We start from the raw sequence: 16,230 nt of genomic DNA on the forward strand, positions 1-16,230 counted from the left end.
TAGAACCAATACTCCTATAAATGAGAGAGGTATTACCATGAAGCTAGATTTACCGAAAATACCATACGATTTACCCTCAAAAAACTTTCAAGATATTCTTTACGAAGAAGACCCAGAACTTGAAATTTGTGTAATTAATGATTCCCACTTTGCCAATGAAGAGCTGGTTAGAGCGCGGTTATCTCAAATGGAGGTTAAAAATAGTAAGTTTAACAATACAAATTTTAGTAAGATAGACATTACAGATGTCCTATTTGAGAATTGCGATTTCTCCAATGTCAATATGAGTAGTTCTTCTATACACAGGACCGTTTTTAAAAATTGTAAACTATTAGGTGTGGACTTTACGGAATCCCGCTTTAAAAATATTGAATTTGATAATTCTGTACTGAACTTAGCTACATTCGGTAATTCCAAACTAGAAAAAGTAATATTTCAAGAAACTTCATTAGCTAGTTCAGATTTTTTTGATTGCACATTTAAAAATTTAGAATTTCAAAAATGCAACTTAGACAGAGCTAACTTTGAGAATACCTCCCTCAAAGGAATTGATATTAGTAGCTCTACTTTTGACTCCCTTACTGTATCTTTGGAAGACCTTAACGGATGTAAGGTATCTACTTTTCAGGCGATTCAATTTGCTTCTTTAATTGGCTTAGTGATTACTGATTAAATCTTACCATTCCAACAAGAATAGCAGGCTACTACCCGTTCTGGGATTAGCCTGCTATTTTTAAAATAATTTTATAATGTCTAGTTCCCGTCCACATATCGGCCATGGTCAGGAATGGCAATCGTTTCAAACTCCTGTACAAGCTTGTCCAAGGAGGTTTTTAGTAATTCCCCTGCCATTGGGGCACCATGACCGGTTGCCGCAACAGATGGATTGAGTGCCTGAAGTTTCTTAACCGATTCCCATGCTTGCCTCCAGTCCGTTGTCAGGTACCTTGGTGGGCCGCTTATTTCCTGTTCCTGCACGAGGACCTTGTACAGTGATTCTTGTTTTACCGTAACAAAGGCATCCCCCACAAGAAGCATGCCATCTGTTTCTCGGAAAAGGGAGATATGCCCTGGTGCATGTCCTGGAGTATGAATCCATTTCCATTCAGGTAAAAAAGGAACACTGTGATCTTCAGGAAGTACAGTAACCTTATTTCCCAAATTTATCGCTTCATTAGGAAACATCATGGAAGATAATTTGGCTACCATGCCACCCTCCACAGTGGAATCAGGTTCAGGGTAATTCTGTTTGCCTGTTAAATACGGCAGCTCAAGCGGATGTGCATAAACTGGCACATTCCAAAGTTCCACAAGCTCTTCCACTGCCCCGACATGGTCGAAATGTCCATGTGTCAGAATGATTGCCTCTGGCTTGCTACCTTCACCATATCGCAACTCCACTAGATCTCTTAAGGTTTCTGCAGATTTTGGCATCCCCGTATCCACCATCACCCATTTTTTCTCGGGTCCAGGAATTTCCACAAAAAACAGATTAACCACCTGATTGGTGTACATAAAAACGTCTGCTGAAAGTTCTTCTCCTTTTCCAGCCCTCACAGAGGTTACAGGAATCAGTTTATCCTTCACTATCTCCACTCCTTTTCATCCTTAATATGGTGTAAAAAAACCAACCATACAAGACCATCCTTTATTTTTCTACTTTCCCCATAAAAATCTGAAATAACCATTAAGATTGTTTGTTCCTTATTGGGGTACTTAAAAGATATGTGACTTTAATAGGAGGTAGAAACATGACGATATTACGTAGAAAAATACCGAAATTCACGAAATCTTTCTGGAGAGAGGAACATAACCTTCCATCCTTCTCCCCACTTTCTGAAAACCTTGCTACAGATATCACAATAGTCGGTGCTGGTATCACCGGCATCACTATCGCTTATCTGCTTGCAAAGGAAGGAATTAAAGTCGTTCTTATTGATGCCGGTAAAATTATTGATGGCACCACCGGTTACACCACGGCAAAAATTTCTTCCCAGCATGGACTGATCTATGATGAACTGATTAAAAATATTGGGTTGGAGCGAGCCCGACTATACTACGAATCCAACGAAGACGCTCTTGCCTTCATCCGTCAAACGGTGGACGAACTTGGCATCGACTGCGATCTTACAAACCAGGACTCTTATGTCTACTCCACGAGTAAGTCATCAAAAGTAAAGGTGGAAAAGGAAGCGGATGCTTATAAAAGTCTGGGGTTAGATGGCGGTCTTGCTTCATCCGAAGAAGTGCAGCTGCCTTTTGAATGGGAAAATGCCATCGTAATGAGAAATCAAGCCCAGTTTCATCCTGTAAAATACCTTTCTGGTCTTGTGAGCGAAATTCAAAAGCACGGTGGCCAAATTTTCGAAGATACAAGAGCCGGCGATATTAACCGCAAAGGGGAAATGCAAGAAGTTATAACTACAGAAGGACACCATATTCAATGTAACCAGGTGATTGTAAGCTCCCACTTTCCATTTAATGATTTCGAGGGCTTGTATTTTTCACGCCTGCATATCGAGCGGTCCTACTCTATTGCGGCAAGGGTACAGTCTCCTATTCCAGATGGAATGTATTTGAGCGCAGATTCTCCCTCCCGCTCCTTACGATCCGCATTGGGACTTAATGGTGAAAAGCTACTTCTTATTGGTGGGGAAGGTCACCCTACTGGACAAAGCCACGGCGAAACAATAGAAAATTATGAAAAGCTTGCAGACTTCGGATTGCAACATTTCAATCTCGAGGAAATCTCCTATCATTGGTCTGCCCAGGATATCATCACACTGGATAAGATACCGTACATCGGTGCAATAAGTTCGGACGAAGAAAACGTCCTTGTTGCAACCGGTTTTGCGAAATGGGGGATGACAAATGGCACTACTGCTGCACTTCTTTTAAAAGACCGGATACTTCAGAAGGAAAATCCGTACCATGACCTATTCGATCCAAGCAGAAGCGAGCTAACCACCTCAGGTATAAAAAGCTTTGTTAAGGAAAACGCAGATGTTGCCAAAGAGTTTGTAAAAGGAAAGGTCAAGCGGAAGGAAAAAGAACTAAAAGACTTGGACAGCGATTAAGGAGCACTGGTTAAGGTGGACGGAAATAAGGTTGGTGCCTATAAGGATGAAAGCGGCCGGTACCATCTGGTTCATCCTACCTGTACCCACATGGGTTGCGACGTGGAATGGAATGATGCAGAGCGCACATGGGATTGCCCTTGTCATGCTTCAAGATTCTCGTATAAAGGCGACGTGTTGGAGGGGCCTGCGGTGAAACCGTTAAAGCCTGCGAAGGATAGTGATAGAAAATAGTTTTTGCATATAGCTGCTTTTTTGGTTCCATTAGGTGTAATGGAACCATAGGGCGGTTTTTTTGAAGTTTGGAAATAGGGATCTTGAGGTGCCGGTGCACGCGGATGGGGCAGGTTTATAAGTAAGGTAGGGAGATGGATGAAGATTGGCAGTTGGAAGACGGGTAACTCTAAGGTGTTAGATGAATCCGTATGGTTGTTAGATGAACTCGGAAAGGTGTTAGGTGAAATCGAATTGGTGTTAGATGAACAGCCCTATGTTGTTAGATGATTCCAGAAAAGTTGTTAGATGCATCTCAAAAAACAGGTAGAACGGTCCCTAACTACCACCTTTTCATCGCTAGAGAGGGGCAAGCTGCTCTATTTTGCCTCCTATTACAATAATAAACCTGATTTCCTATTAAAAAAAAGGCTATTTTCGTATATTTTGCTCCATTTGCGGAGGCTTTTATGACCCGTAACCATCGTTCATGCCGTAACTCGATGGCCCCATACAATTCTTAACAACAAAAAATGCCCCACCGGCCAACCATCAGCCAGGGGACACGCTTTTTTCTCATTTTTTTACTTTTGGGGCCTGGCCCCAATTACCAATTTCATCCACCATCCACCCACTCACTCATTAAAACTTATGAAGGTCTGCTTTTTTTCGCGGCTCTTCTGTATAGGATGGCGCTCCGTCGATTACGTTTTTGTGGGTATCGTTTCTATCATTGTTTACATTAACAGATGGATCTTGGTTCTGTTGTGACAGATGGTCCAGTGTTTCTTTATGAAGAGGTTGATTACGTTCTTCTTTAGGTTCTACGTTACTTCCCGATTGGACAGTTTTCGATTCTTCGTCAATGCCGGTGAATGGGTTGCTTTCTTTTGTTGATTCCACTTCCTCTGCAGTGTAGGAATTGCCTCCGAGGGTATCCTCATCTGCTTGTGAAGTGGTGACGATGGTTGTATTGTTTTGTGTTACATCATCTACTAGAACGACGATTCTACCATTTTCGATATCGGTAGCATACATAGGTGCTTCTCTATCAGATACTCCTAGTTCAAGCAGTCTATTTCCAACACCTTCAGGCGAGAGTGCTTCGTCCGGTAATAGAGAATGCTTGATTTTATCGACTACAGAATCGTCGTCCTTCATGCTGATTTTCTCTACATGGGTTTCTTTTGGAAACGACGAGGTGATATGCTTTCCTTGTGCAACAACATAAATTTCATGTTCTTTATATCCTTGAACGATTAAACCTTCTACTACACTTTTCGTCTGTAATTCAGAGTCGTATACACCAAATACATTTTTACTCATCTATGTTGCCTCCTTGGAATGTTGTTTTCTTTAGGCTGTTTTCGCATTGATTGTTGCTTTTACGTAAGTTGGTACCACTCGTACTCTTTTCCTGTTAAATTAAGAAATTATGCTTGATTTAGAGTGAACAGGATTTTTTACGGGTTTTTAGCAACAATCTTTTAGAAAAGAGCCTTTCTTTACTTCATACATTCCCCGGTAGCAAAAATCGAAACTCACTTCCACAATCTAACAAACCCAACTGCCTCTTACCCAAATTGCGCATAGTGGAGCCTGCTGTAGATTCCTTCCGCTTCAATCAGTTCTTCATGCTTTCCTTGTTCTGCAATACCTTCTTTGGTAACAACCATGATTCGATCGGCATTTTTAATCGTAGCAAGACGATGGGCGATTACCAAAGTGGTACGGTCTTTGGAAAGCTCTGTTAAGGATTCCTGGATTGCGCGTTCTGTTTCAGTATCAAGAGCGGATGTTGCTTCATCCAGAATAAGAATTGGCGGGTTTTTCAAAAAGATTCGTGAAATAGCCAATCTCTGTTTTTGACCTCCTGATAGTTTGACGCCACGCTCCCCAATTACAGTATCCAAGCCATGTGGCTGCGTGACAATGAAATCATCCAACTGCGAACGGCGAGCGGCATCTAGGATTTCTTCATCCGTTGCATCTAACTTCCCATAGGCAATATTTTCCCGAATGGTTCCCGAGAAGAGAAAAACATCCTGCTGTACAATTCCGATCTGACTACGTAGAGATTCAAGGGTCAGTTCCCGCGTGTCGTAGCCATCTATGAGAATACTGCCTTCCTGTAGTTCATAAAATCGCGGCAATAGACTGCACAATGTCGTCTTACCGGCTCCGGAAGGTCCCACAATGGCAACCGTCTCTCCAGCTCGGACTGTCAGATTTATGTAATTCAACACTCTATCTAACCCTTCATAGCCGAAGGAAACATTTTGATAACGGATTTCTCCGTCCAATTCCGCATGCACCGCTCCTGGCGCGTCTGCAATATCAGGCTCTGTATCCATAATTTCCACGTACCGTTTGAATCCTGCAATTCCTTTAGGATAACTTTCGATAACGGCATTTATTTTTTGTATAGGTCCTAATAAAATATTGGCTAGCAAGATGAATGCAACGAATTCTCCATAGGTCAGATCGCCGCGGATGACAAAAAATGTCCCAAACATTAAGGTGAAAAGTGTAACAAGACGCATAAGCATGTAGTTTGCTGTCACGTTTTGCGCCATGATTTTATAAGAGGAGAGCTTTGTATTCCGGTAGCTCTCGTTGTTTACTGCAAATTGCTTTTGTTCGTGTTTTTCATTGGCAAAGGCTTGCACCACACGAATTCCACCGATGCTATCCTCTACACGTGCATTAATTTCCGCGACATCCCCAAACATTCTGCGAAACGTTTTAGTCATTTTTTTATTAAAATAGATCGCCAAGACCATCAATAACGGAATGACCAAAAAGGAAAGAATCGCCAGTTTCCAATTAATTGTCATCATTAAAATAAACGCACCAACCAGGGTCATTAAGGCTACAAAGACATCCTCAGGACCATGATGTGCCACCTCGCCGATTTCCTCGAGGTCTTTTGTCAACCTTGAGATGGAGTGACCTGTTTTATTGTTATCATAATAGCCGAAAGAGAGCTTTTGCATGTGCTGAAACAGCTTTCTCCTCATATCGGTTTCAATGTTAATGCCGAGCATATGTCCCCAGTAGGTTACAACATAATGCAAGCCGGTATTAATAAGATAGATGACCAATAAGCCTAAGCAGGCCCAAAGGATAATGGTCCAGTTCTGCTCCGGAAGCAGGCGATCGATTACCTGATTGACCGCTAATGGGAAAGCAAGCTCCAGAAGTCCCACAAAAACCGCGCAGGAAAAATCCAAAATAAATAACCATTTATATGGCTTATAGTAAGAAAAAAATCGTTTCAACAACTTACTTGCACCTTCCTTTGACTCTCTGTAATTAGTTTTCTATATTGTACCTTTTATTCTCCTAGACTAGTATCCTTTTTTTCGGGACACTAAAGATTTTTGCTTCGACTTACCCAATACACTACAGGGGAAGTTTTCTAAGATTATTGTTCTCGCTAAAAGGGTATTTATTTTTATATAAATATTATAAGGGGGATATTCATTTGAACATGTCTCCAGAATTGATTGGTTTTAGTTTTATAATTCTAGGAGCCCTTTTGATTATAGGAAAGTGGCTGCGTGTATCGCTCCCATTTTTGCAAAAGTTCTTTGTACCAAGTTCCATTCTAGCAGGACTCATTGGACTTATTTTGGGTCCTGAAATACTCGGCAGGTTTGGTGTAGAGCTGTTTGATACGGGAGGGCTTTTTCCGGAAGCTATGCAAAATGTATGGGTAGAGCTACCAGGATTGCTGATTAGTGTGATTTTTGCTTCCTTTTTTATTGGAAAGAAAATTCCTCACATAAAGAAAATCTGGAAAATTTCCGGACCTCAAATTACTTTCGCCCACTTTATTTCATGGGGACAATATGTGGTAGGTATTTCATTGGCCATTCTGGTACTCACTCCTCTTTTCGATTTGGATCCTGCTGTCGGTGCACTGCTTGAAATAAGTTTTGTTGGTGGGCATGGGACTGCTGCTGGTCTATCCGGGACCTTTTCAAGTGTTGGCTTTGAGGAAGGCAGAGATCTGGCTGTTGGATTAGCGACCGTTGGTGTACTAACAGGGGTGCTGCTTGGAATGGCCCTTATTAACTGGGGGGCACGTAAGGGAAAGACAGAGATACTCTCAAGCCCGAACGATATATCTGAGGAGCAGTTGCTAGGAATTATCGCAAAAGAGGACCAAGATGATGCACCGGTAGGTCAAAAAACAACTCGCTCTGAGTTTATTGAAACACTAACCGTGCATTTTGCTTACATAGGTGTTGCCATTGCAATAGGGTTTCTTATCCTTGAAGGACTTATTCTGCTCGAGGAAGCACTATGGATAGAACAAATCGAACTGTTCACTCATTTACCTTTATTCCCACTTGCAATGGTGGGGGCCATTCTTGTTCAGCTCTTTATGACCAAGTTTGTGAAGCACAGCATTTTGGACAGTGGAATCGTTAACAGAATTCAAGGGTTTGCCCTTGACCTGCTCATCGCTTCGGCTATTGCTACCCTGTCTCTTGGTGTGATTGGGGAATATTGGTTACCGTTCTTACTTATGTCCGTGACAGCAATCACATGGAATGTTCTTGCTTTTATTTTCATCGCTCCTCGAATTATGCCAGACTACTGGTTTGAGAGAGGCATCGGGGATCTCGGACAAGCTATGGGAATGAGTGCTGCTGGTGTGTTACTTATTAATCTTGCGGATCCTAATGAAGAGAGTCCTGCAAAAGAAGGGTTCAGCTATAAACAGCTGCTTCTTGATCTAATCGTCGGTGGCGGAATAGCAACTGCTGCTTCCACCCCGTTCATTGTGGCATTTGGACCTGTTCCTGCTCTCATTCTCGCAGCGGTCGTTATGACTGGATGGCTGCTATTGGGAATCTTCCACTTTGGAAAAAAGCAGGAAGGATAGAGCGGCAGTTTACTATTTCACATGTTTTGCTAATCCTGAAATAGTTGAAGAGGTTGGGACGAAATTAAAAAAACTCTTACAAAAGACGAAAATTTAAGTACCTGCTCTAAAACCGCTATTGATTTCCGTGCAAGACTTCGCTTTCCGCGGGTGACCCGTGAGCCTCCTCGGCTTTGCCTGCGGGGTCTCACATTGGCCACTTCTCCCGCAGGAGTCTCCGTCTTGCACTCCAATCAACCGCTGAAGTAACCTAAATACTAAACGTATATTTTAAAACATTAAAACCCGAACTAATTTGTTATTAGAGCTAAATTAGTTCGGGTTTTTCTTAGGCTAAAACACTTTTGTCCCAGCCTCTTCGATTATAGCAATAATCTTTATCAACAAGAGCCTACATAAACACACTCTTCTCAATTTGCTTCATTTCATAAAAATACCCTCGCTTTTTCATTAGCTCGGAAAATGTCCCTGACTCAACAACTCGGCCATGCTCCATTACAATAATTTGATCCATCTTCTCTAACCCTGTTAAGCGATGGCTAACCAAAACCAATGTATCCGCCTCTGCTTTTTCTAGTAGATGTTCAAAGATACTCTGCTCCGTTAGCGCGTCTACACTTGATGTTGGTTCATCGAGTAGCCATAAGCGTCCACCCTTTAACAATGAACGGGCAATGGCTAATCTTTGCTTTTCTCCACCAGAGAGGTTTTCTCCTTTTTCCATTACGGCATCGTCTAGAGAAAATCGTTCTAGCTTTACGTGTGCAAGAGCTTCCTGAAGCTGTTCATCTTTTAAACTATCCCCTGCAAGCAAAAGGTTCTCTCTGATGGTTCCATAGAAAAAGTGATTTTCCTGAAGAACCACATTTGCCTTATCCCATAGATTTTCTTGGGAAACGTGTGCTAGAGGCCTTCCACCGACAAGGATTGAACCAAAATCTGGCGAGAGGATTTTTAGCAGTAGCTGCAAGAGAGTAGATTTCCCTGATCCACTTGGTCCGACAATCGCGGTCTTTGAACCTGCTGGAAGGGTAAGATTAACTCTATCAAGAGCAACGCGTGCTTCTTCTGGAAAGGTAAAAGTTACATTCTCCATTTCCACCGAAAGGGCACCGGTGTCAGGTAACTTTTCAGAAGAATCGCCTTCTTTCATCTCTTCACGCTTAACCACCGAATACAATCTTTTCGCTGCTCTGCGACTGTCCTCTAAATGACCAGGTAAGACCGCCATTGGTGCAGCATTTTCAAATACAGTCAAGGAAATCATCACAAGCATCGCCAAGAACAAGCCATTTAACTCACCCTCGATTACTAAAAAGGCCCCAAGTCCGAGTACGACTAACGAGACTACGAGAGTGACAAAGGTGTTCACTGACTGATTGAACATTGCCTGGATGCCTTCCTTTTCCTGCTCCCTTAAATAAGAATCTGATGCTTGGTTGAGCTGGTCCTCTTTGTCTGCCAGCTTTTGATAGATTTTCAAGTCACGAAATCCATATAATAGTTCCGTCACTTCCGTTGAAAGCTCCCCACGCCGTTCTCTGACTTTTCCTTGAACCCTGCGCTGACTCCAAGCAAACACTGCGGGAACAACAAAGGCTGTTAAAATAAGCCCGACAAACATAACGATTGCGATCAGGATAGAGTAGAACGATAAGAAGAATATCGTACTAAGAAAAACAAGAACAAGAACAATTGGTGGATAGAAGACACGTAAAAAATAGTTTTGAAGACTTTCCACATCTCCGACAATTCTCGATAAAAGATCCCCGCTGCGGTATTTTTGAAATATCCCTGGCGCTAATGGCTCAAGCTTTTCATAAAAAGAAACACGGAGATTACTTAATATCGTAAAAGTAGCCCGGTGGGAAAAATAGCGCTCGCCATAACGGCTAAATGCACGAGCAAATCCGAATAGCTTTAAAAGTGCAATCATCACAGTCAAAGCGTAGATTGGTGGTTCAAGGGCAGCTTTTGAAATCAGATAGCCACTTGAAGCGAACAGTCCGACCGCTGCAAGTCCTGCAGTGAAGCCGAGTAGAATGGAATAAAAAATGTCCTTTTTCTCAAGCATCATCAACTTTATTACCATTGCCAAATCCTTCATTCTGCTCTCCCTCCTTGCTGAACCATAACCATCTTGCGATACTCTTCCACAGTTGCTGCCAACTTTTCATGCGTTCCCTGCCCCATCAGCTTGCCATTCTCCAAAAAGAAGATTTGATCGGCATTCTTAATGGTATGCAGCCGGTGAGCTACCGTAATAACCGTGGATGTTTTCGAGAGCTCTTTTATGGACGTTTGAAGGATACGTTCTGTCTGAAGGTCCAATCCTGTGGTTGGCTCATCAAAAAGAATGACCGTTGGTTGCTTGAGAAATGCCCTTGCCAGCGCAAGTCGCTGCTTTTCTCCCCCGGAAAGTCCTCTTCCTGCTTCCCCGATCTTTGTCTCAAAGCCATGTTCAAGAGACTCTATTAAGGAGAAGATTCCTGCTTTTTCCGCTGCTGCTTTAATTTCTGGGAGAGTAGCATCGATCTTTCCACCCATCACGATATTCTCTGCAATCGTTCCAGAAAAAAGGTACGGATTCTGGGAAATATAGCTCAACTGGTCGAACCAAGCTCTTTCCTGATAGGAAAATAACGATCTGCCCTCAACCGCTACCATCCCTTCATTAGGACGAATCAATCCCGCAATAATATTAAGTAGTGTCGATTTACCTGACCCGCTTCGTCCGACAATTGCTACTTGATTATAGGGCGGAATGACCGCCTCCATGTTTGCTAATTGGAAGGTATCCGCACCGTACTGGAAACTGACATTCTTCAGTTCGATAACAGGGGGTCTCTTTTTATCTAGTAAACTTCCATCTCCCCATTCTATCGGTTGTTCCTCGACGTTAAGTTCATCTTCTACCTTCTTCGCAGCTCCCATACTTCCTCTTCCTGTATGAAAAGCACTTCCAAGCTCTTTTAGATAGAGATAGAACTCCGGTGCCAACACCAGTACAAAGAATGCTGGGAAAAACGTCAAATTCTTAAATACTACAATCTGCAGTCCTACCTCAAGCGCAATCAACCCAATCGCAAGCATAGAAATAAACTCCAGCATTAACGAGGAAAGAAAAGCAATCTTCAATACTTCCATCGTTGCATCGCGGAAGGACAGACTGCTATGCTGAATCATTTCCTTTTGCTTTTTCGATTCTCCGAATAGTTTTAGTGTCGTTAATCCCTGCAGCGTATCAAGAAACCTGCCTGAAAAAGCTGCAAGCTTCTCCATCTGTTCTTCCGATTTCTTTTTCGTCTTAAGTCCCACTACAATCATAAAAATCGGAATAAAAGGTGCTGTCAGCAAAATGATCCATCCAGAATGAGTGTGTTGAGTGAATATTGCAATCAAAATCATGATCGGAATAACAGACGATTGAATCATCTGAGGAATATAGCGGCTAAAGTATGGATCAATCTCATCCACCGCATCCATCATGACACTGACTTTTTGTCCCGACTGCCCTTTTAAAGAAGCTTGAACAGGACTTTTTGATAATTTATTTAAAAGTGCGCTTCGAAATTCCCGCTTTACTTTTGTTGCCATTTTTACTCCTGCCACACCGTTCAAATAGGTAAGCGTTGCTCTGGCTGCCATGACACCAAGCAAGCCTCCAAGAAACGGCATGATAGCATCAAACGAATGTCCCTGAAGAAACACCCGATCCACGATGGTAACAAAGAAATAAGCCTGAGCAATGACAGTAATACCTGTCAAAACTGCGAGGATTATTAGAATAGCCCTTGTTCCTTTTTGTGCTTTGGCATAAGTTTTAAGATCGTTCATCTATTAGTCCCTTCTCCTTATAAAGATTAGGTGTTAGTTTGTATGACGATATAGTACGTGAATAAATTCACATAATAACTTTATTATAAAGCAAAGGGGACCGGTGCGCTTGTTTGGAGATTGACCTTTTTATGACAATTCTATTTCTGCATTTCCTTTATCTACAGCTTAGCTGTCACCAGTGCACCTAAGCCCACTATTAGATACAACACCATCATATAAACAATCAGCATGCCGACATCTATTGTTTCCACTCCCATAAAGAACAGGACAAGCAAAAGTGCCCCGCTACCGAATATTATAAAATACAACGCAATCAAGAAGTATCTTTTCATTAATGACAGATTTCGCTCATCAAATTCAGGAATATTTCTTTTTCGTTTTTTCTTCCATATAGAAAAAACGATAGTAAAGAATGCGCCACCCAAAGTTCCTATAACTACGGATAGCACTAAATCCATGTCGAAAACACCTTCTTCTCTGCCAATCAAGTACACCCCTAGAATTCCGCCGGCCATAATACAGATGATAATAAAAGACCAGGCTAGCCATAACAATTTCTCATTTTTCATCGTTCATTCTCCTCCTTTTCTAGGTAAAATAAATCTCCAATGGGTACATCAAAATAGGCAATCAACTTTAGTGCCAGTTCCAGGCTCGGGTTGTATTTATTCTTTTCGATGGCATTAATTGTTTGACGGGTAATCTGCAAATCCTCCGCCATTTTCACCTGTGTGATCCCACGCTCCTGCCTAACCTCTTTTATGTGATTGACTACTCTCAATTTAGAACCTCCAAACGTAAAGATATCTTTACATACAGTATAAATAAAAAAGAGGTGGATGTAAAGATATCTTTACACCCACCTCTTAAAATTATGTTGCCTTCCGCTCCATCAAATTTAAACCCACACCCATAAACAGCACACCCATACAAAACAAAATAGAGGCTGGTAAAAAGAATTGGGACAAGGACCAATCAAGGATGGTAGCCCCCTTCAGCATTTCCATCCCGTAAGTCATCGGAATAAAAAGAGAAAGTTTTAAAAGAATTTCCGACTGTACAATTTCCAGTGGCCAATAGGCTCCCCCAATCATAGCCATGCTCACAGAAATGATCGGTATAACCGCATCCAGCTGCCTTGGATTACTGACAATAGCACTGATCAGAACACCAAGCGACACCAGTGCGAATAGATAAGGTATGATCGCTATCAGGATTAAGGGAAACCCTCCATATAGATTCACACCTAGTACAAAACGGAATAAAGTAAAGATGAGAAATAGCTGGATATACCCCAAAAGAAAGCTGAATATCAGGTTTCCTAAATAAAGCTGCACCTTTGATAATGGGGAAAGGATTAGCCTATTCCACATGCCGTCCCTTTTTTGATAAAGAATTGTACTCACTGTGAACGAAACAGTGAAGATAACAAAGAACAGCGAGAATCCGAATAATGCTTGCAAGGAAGAATCATATAAAAAGTCATCCTCCTTAAAGGACTTCGTAGTAAAGGAGTATAACTCACTAGAACTTGCAACATTTTGTCTTAAGTCTTCCACACTTTGATTTAATTGAGCCGCGGTTCGATTCAGCACTGCCTCTGATTTCAGAACATTGTTTACATGTGCCTCAACAAAGGAGACATTAGGAGAGTTCGCATTGGTGAAAATTTTATAAAAATCTTTCTCCACTTGAAGTGCCATCTCGATTGCATTTTGAGACAATTTAGAATCAATGATTTCCTTTTCTTCTAATATAAAGTGGACGTCAGATTCTTTATTTAACCGTTCAATTGTTTCAGTGATTTCTTCTAAAGAAAGCTCAGCAGAGTAAACTGGCACTTCCACTTGAGAACTTCTGCTCACTTGACCAAGTGCCACAGAAAATACAATGGTCAAAACAATCATGCCTAATACTGCGAATGGTTGACGTCTTAGCTGTTGCATATGATTCCAAATAATCGCCCTCATTTAAATCGACCTCCTTTTGGGAAACAAAGAAACAGCCAGAAGAAGAATCAGAAGGCTCATAACGCCTAAAGTCCAAAGATGATGGGATACCTCATGCAGCGCTCCGCCCTTTAACACATGAAGATACCCTTGCATTGCCGCTCCATTGGGGGTAAAGGCTCCAAGCTTCCACATCGATTCTGACAGCCCATCCCAAGGAATAAAGCTGCCACCTAAAAAGGCGAGCACACTAACAAGAAATCCAGAAAACATCGTGGATACCCGCTCCGTTTCCAAGCGGTAGTTCATGGCGGTGATTAGCACCGTTATCGATCCAACGGCAAGACTTAACATCAAGGTGATCGTTAAAAAGGAAAAAAGGTTAGGCCAGCTCACATTGTATATTAGCTTGGATAATCCAAACAAAGCACAAAGCTGAAGAAATGTAACAAGCACCGCTGATATCCATTTACTCGTTCCATAGATAAAAGGAGACACGTTTGCCAAAAGGATACGATTATACACAAAGGTCGACTTTTCCTGAAAAGCATAGCTTGCCACAAAGGAAACAACATACAGAGCAAACATCACACTCATTCCAATTGCGAAATATTCAAAGGAATTGATCGGCTCTTCCCCTTCCATTGTAGCCACTTCCCCTTGGATAGCTGACAAAGAAGCAAAATCAGGTGTGCTTTGATTCATCATCTGGGATTCCTTTGCTAATACCGTATACAACCTCATCTGATCAGTGAAATTCTCTACAATACCGGATAGGATATTCGCTTCTAACCCTTTTTCCTCGTTTAAGTAAATCTCAAATTTTTCTATTCCTTCCTCTTCCTCGAAGAATTGATGCTTCCATGCTTCGAGACGGTAATTTTTCGGAAAGAATAGAACAGCTGCATATTCATCCGAATCGAGCGAAGCGGATAGATTTTCTTCTTCTGTTACCGTTATGAGGTCCGGCAGCTCTTCAATCATCACTTCATCTACCAAAATTTCAGGCAAAGAAGATTGTTCCGCCGCTTCTGCCATTTGCTCGATGACGGCTTCAGGTATATTATGATTTCTCATCCACTCTTTAAATAAATCTACCTGCTCAAAAAGGTCTCCGTGATCTACAGTTCCTACCGCGATATTGAGTCCACTTTCTTCCTTCATCGTTGTACCAAGCGCAAATCCGAGGATGGTTATTAAAATAAATGGCATGGCAATTAAAAGGATTACTTCTTTTTTATCACGAAGGAGGTGGAGAATGTCTTTTTTCATAAAAGCTAATAACATCGCCGCTCCCTCCTAATCTCTTAAAGTTCGGCCCGTTAAATGGAGAAACACATCTTCGAGTGAAGGAGCCATAATTTGAATTCCTTTTAGCACTGTGCCACTTTGCTTTGCTGCTGCAAAAACATCTTCTAGAAGGTTAATCTCTTTTGGGGCCATCAGCACCACTTTTTTATCAAGGATAGTAGCTGTGGAAATTGCTGGGTGAGTCTGAAGCCGCTGCAGAAATTCATCCTTCGCCACTTCCATCTCCACCTCAATTGTATGCTCCGAGGAAAGGATATTCTTCACTTCCTCCTTTGTTCCAGAAGCAATCACTTCCCCGCGGTCCATAATATACAGCCGCTTGCACAAAAACTCCACTTCTTCCATGTAGTGGCTTGTATAAAGAACTGTTACTCCCTTTTCTTCATTAAGCTTTTTCACTGTTTCTAAAATATAGCTCCGAGATTGGGGGTCAATACCTACCGTTGGTTCATCCATAATGAGTATCTCCGGCTCATGCAAGAGCGCTACCGCGATATTCAGTCTTCTCTTCATTCCTCCAGAAAAGGTCTTTACTTGCTTTTTGTGCTGTTGTTCTAGACCGACTAATTTTAGCACCTCTTCTATTCGATTCTTGAGGTCTTTTTTCGGAAGTTTATAGACTTTTCCAAAAAACAACATGTTTTCTCTTGCTGTTAGGTCCGGGAATACAGCTATATCCTGCGGAACCACGCCAAGAATGGCACGAAGATGCTGCGGTTGACCCTTGATGCTTTCTCCTTTTAATAGCACCTCTCCTGCTGTTGGATGGATCAGAGATGACAGCATCGAGATTGTCGTAGACTTTCCCGCTCCATTTGGTCCAAGCAGGCCGACCGTTTCTCCTTTTTCCAAATATAAATTAACCCCTTTGACCGCCGGTGTACTTTTATAAGTTTTTGTTAAATTAATTGCTTCTAACATTCCATGACCCCCTTTGCTACTC

At 41.9% G+C, this 16,230-nt stretch carries 15 protein-coding genes; 5 read left to right on the top strand and 10 right to left on the bottom strand.

Translation table 11 applies throughout. The features are described 5' to 3' along the window. The first annotated feature begins 37 nt into the window (after nt 1–37). Nucleotides 38–673, top strand: a complete 636-nt coding sequence (locus K9B36_RS14875) for a pentapeptide repeat-containing protein (RefSeq protein WP_223703112.1) — start codon at nt 38–40, stop codon at nt 671–673. An 80-nt stretch (nt 674–753) separates the two neighbouring features. Here K9B36_RS14875 and K9B36_RS14880 read toward each other — a convergent pair whose 3' ends face one another. Continuing rightward, complete coding sequence (locus K9B36_RS14880; RefSeq protein ID WP_223703113.1) at nt 754–1,596, bottom strand: MBL fold metallo-hydrolase; 843 nt, start codon at nt 1,594–1,596, stop codon at nt 754–756. 155 nt (nt 1,597–1,751) lie between these two features. Here K9B36_RS14880 and K9B36_RS14885 point away from each other — a divergent pair, with 155 nt between their 5' ends. From K9B36_RS14885 to K9B36_RS16925, 3 genes are all read left to right on the top strand, one after another. After that, nucleotides 1,752–3,077, top strand: coding sequence for an NAD(P)/FAD-dependent oxidoreductase (locus K9B36_RS14885; RefSeq protein ID WP_317889882.1), 1,326 nt, complete (start codon nt 1,752–1,754; stop codon nt 3,075–3,077). A 15-nt stretch (nt 3,078–3,092) separates the two neighbouring features. Next, complete coding sequence (locus K9B36_RS17000; RefSeq protein WP_317889883.1) at nt 3,093–3,311, top strand: Rieske 2Fe-2S domain-containing protein; 219 nt, start codon at nt 3,093–3,095, stop codon at nt 3,309–3,311. Nucleotides 3,312–3,449: 138 nt separating this feature from the next. Then, complete coding sequence (locus K9B36_RS16925) at nt 3,450–3,581, top strand: hypothetical protein (protein WP_263399392.1); 132 nt, start codon at nt 3,450–3,452, stop codon at nt 3,579–3,581. Between the two features lie 351 nt (nt 3,582–3,932). Here K9B36_RS16925 and K9B36_RS14890 read toward each other — a convergent pair whose 3' ends face one another. Together K9B36_RS14890 and K9B36_RS14895 are read right to left on the bottom strand one after the other, a co-directional pair. Then, complete coding sequence (locus K9B36_RS14890) at nt 3,933–4,616, bottom strand: general stress protein (RefSeq protein WP_223703114.1); 684 nt, start codon at nt 4,614–4,616, stop codon at nt 3,933–3,935. A 248-nt stretch (nt 4,617–4,864) separates the two neighbouring features. Next, nucleotides 4,865–6,574 carry an ABC transporter ATP-binding protein gene (locus K9B36_RS14895; RefSeq protein ID WP_223703115.1) on the bottom strand — a complete coding sequence of 570 codons (1,710 nt, stop codon included), beginning with the start codon at nt 6,572–6,574 and terminating at the stop codon, nt 4,865–4,867. Nucleotides 6,575–6,783: 209 nt separating this feature from the next. Here K9B36_RS14895 and K9B36_RS14900 point away from each other — a divergent pair, with 209 nt between their 5' ends. After that, entirely contained in the window at nt 6,784–8,187 is a 1,404-nt protein-coding gene (locus tag K9B36_RS14900; RefSeq protein ID WP_223703161.1) for a sodium/glutamate symporter, read from the top strand. 391 nt (nt 8,188–8,578) lie between these two features. On the opposite strand, the gene cydC is transcribed toward K9B36_RS14900, so the two are convergent. The 7 genes from cydC to K9B36_RS14940 form a co-directional block, all read right to left on the bottom strand. Continuing rightward, the gene (gene cydC, locus K9B36_RS14910) at nt 8,579–10,294 is read right to left on the bottom strand and encodes a thiol reductant ABC exporter subunit CydC (RefSeq protein WP_223703116.1); all 1,716 of its coding nucleotides are present in this window, start codon (nt 10,292–10,294) and stop codon (nt 8,579–8,581) included. Beyond that, nucleotides 10,291–12,024: a thiol reductant ABC exporter subunit CydD gene (gene cydD / locus K9B36_RS14915; RefSeq protein ID WP_223703117.1), complete on the bottom strand. Its 1,734-nt coding sequence runs from the start codon at nt 12,022–12,024 to the stop codon at nt 10,291–10,293. The genes cydC and cydD overlap by 4 nt, the downstream gene beginning before the upstream one ends. Nucleotides 12,025–12,185: 161 nt before the next feature. Continuing rightward, entirely contained in the window at nt 12,186–12,596 is a 411-nt protein-coding gene (locus K9B36_RS14920) for a hypothetical protein (protein ID WP_223703118.1), read from the bottom strand. Then, nucleotides 12,593–12,808: a helix-turn-helix transcriptional regulator gene (locus tag K9B36_RS14925; protein WP_223703119.1), complete on the bottom strand. Its 216-nt coding sequence runs from the start codon at nt 12,806–12,808 to the stop codon at nt 12,593–12,595. Before K9B36_RS14925 ends, K9B36_RS14920 begins: the two co-directional genes overlap by 4 nt. 91 nt (nt 12,809–12,899) lie before the next feature. Continuing rightward, nucleotides 12,900–13,997 carry an ABC transporter permease gene (locus K9B36_RS14930; RefSeq protein WP_223703121.1) on the bottom strand — a complete coding sequence of 366 codons (1,098 nt, stop codon included), beginning with the start codon at nt 13,995–13,997 and terminating at the stop codon, nt 12,900–12,902. Beyond that, entirely contained in the window at nt 13,998–15,263 is a 1,266-nt protein-coding gene (locus K9B36_RS14935) for an ABC transporter permease (RefSeq protein WP_223703123.1), read from the bottom strand. Nucleotides 15,264–15,275: 12 nt separating this feature from the next. Further along, on the bottom strand, nt 15,276–16,208 hold the full coding sequence (locus K9B36_RS14940; RefSeq protein ID WP_223703125.1) for an ABC transporter ATP-binding protein: 933 nt from the start codon (nt 16,206–16,208) through the stop codon (nt 15,276–15,278). Nucleotides 16,209–16,230 lie beyond the last annotated feature (22 nt).

The organism is Sutcliffiella deserti (genome assembly GCF_020037475.1).
Classification (GTDB): Bacteria; Bacillota; Bacilli; order Bacillales; family Bacillaceae_I; genus Sutcliffiella_A; species Sutcliffiella_A deserti.

What these genes read in the sequence shown, in the direction of transcription:
- K9B36_RS14875 (WP_223703112.1), top strand. Translation starts at nt 38, where the DNA reads ATGAAGCTAGATTTACCGAAAATACCATACGATTTACCCTCAAAAAAC.
- K9B36_RS14885 (WP_317889882.1), top strand. Translation starts at nt 1,752, where the DNA reads ATGACGATATTACGTAGAAAAATACCGAAATTCACGAAATCTTTCTGG.
- K9B36_RS16925 (WP_263399392.1), top strand. Translation starts at nt 3,450, where the DNA reads ATGAAGATTGGCAGTTGGAAGACGGGTAACTCTAAGGTGTTAGATGAA.
- K9B36_RS14890 (WP_223703114.1), bottom strand. Translation starts at nt 4,616, where the DNA reads ATGAGTAAAAATGTATTTGGTGTATACGACTCTGAATTACAGACGAAA.
- K9B36_RS14900 (WP_223703161.1), top strand. Translation starts at nt 6,784, where the DNA reads ATGTCTCCAGAATTGATTGGTTTTAGTTTTATAATTCTAGGAGCCCTT.
- cydC (WP_223703116.1), bottom strand. Translation starts at nt 10,294, where the DNA reads ATGAAGGATTTGGCAATGGTAATAAAGTTGATGATGCTTGAGAAAAAG.
- cydD (WP_223703117.1), bottom strand. Translation starts at nt 12,024, where the DNA reads ATGAACGATCTTAAAACTTATGCCAAAGCACAAAAAGGAACAAGGGCT.
- K9B36_RS14920 (WP_223703118.1), bottom strand. Translation starts at nt 12,596, where the DNA reads ATGAAAAATGAGAAATTGTTATGGCTAGCCTGGTCTTTTATTATCATC.
- K9B36_RS14930 (WP_223703121.1), bottom strand. Translation starts at nt 13,997, where the DNA reads ATGAGGGCGATTATTTGGAATCATATGCAACAGCTAAGACGTCAACCA.
- K9B36_RS14935 (WP_223703123.1), bottom strand. Translation starts at nt 15,263, where the DNA reads ATGTTATTAGCTTTTATGAAAAAAGACATTCTCCACCTCCTTCGTGAT.
- K9B36_RS14940 (WP_223703125.1), bottom strand. Translation starts at nt 16,208, where the DNA reads ATGTTAGAAGCAATTAATTTAACAAAAACTTATAAAAGTACACCGGCG.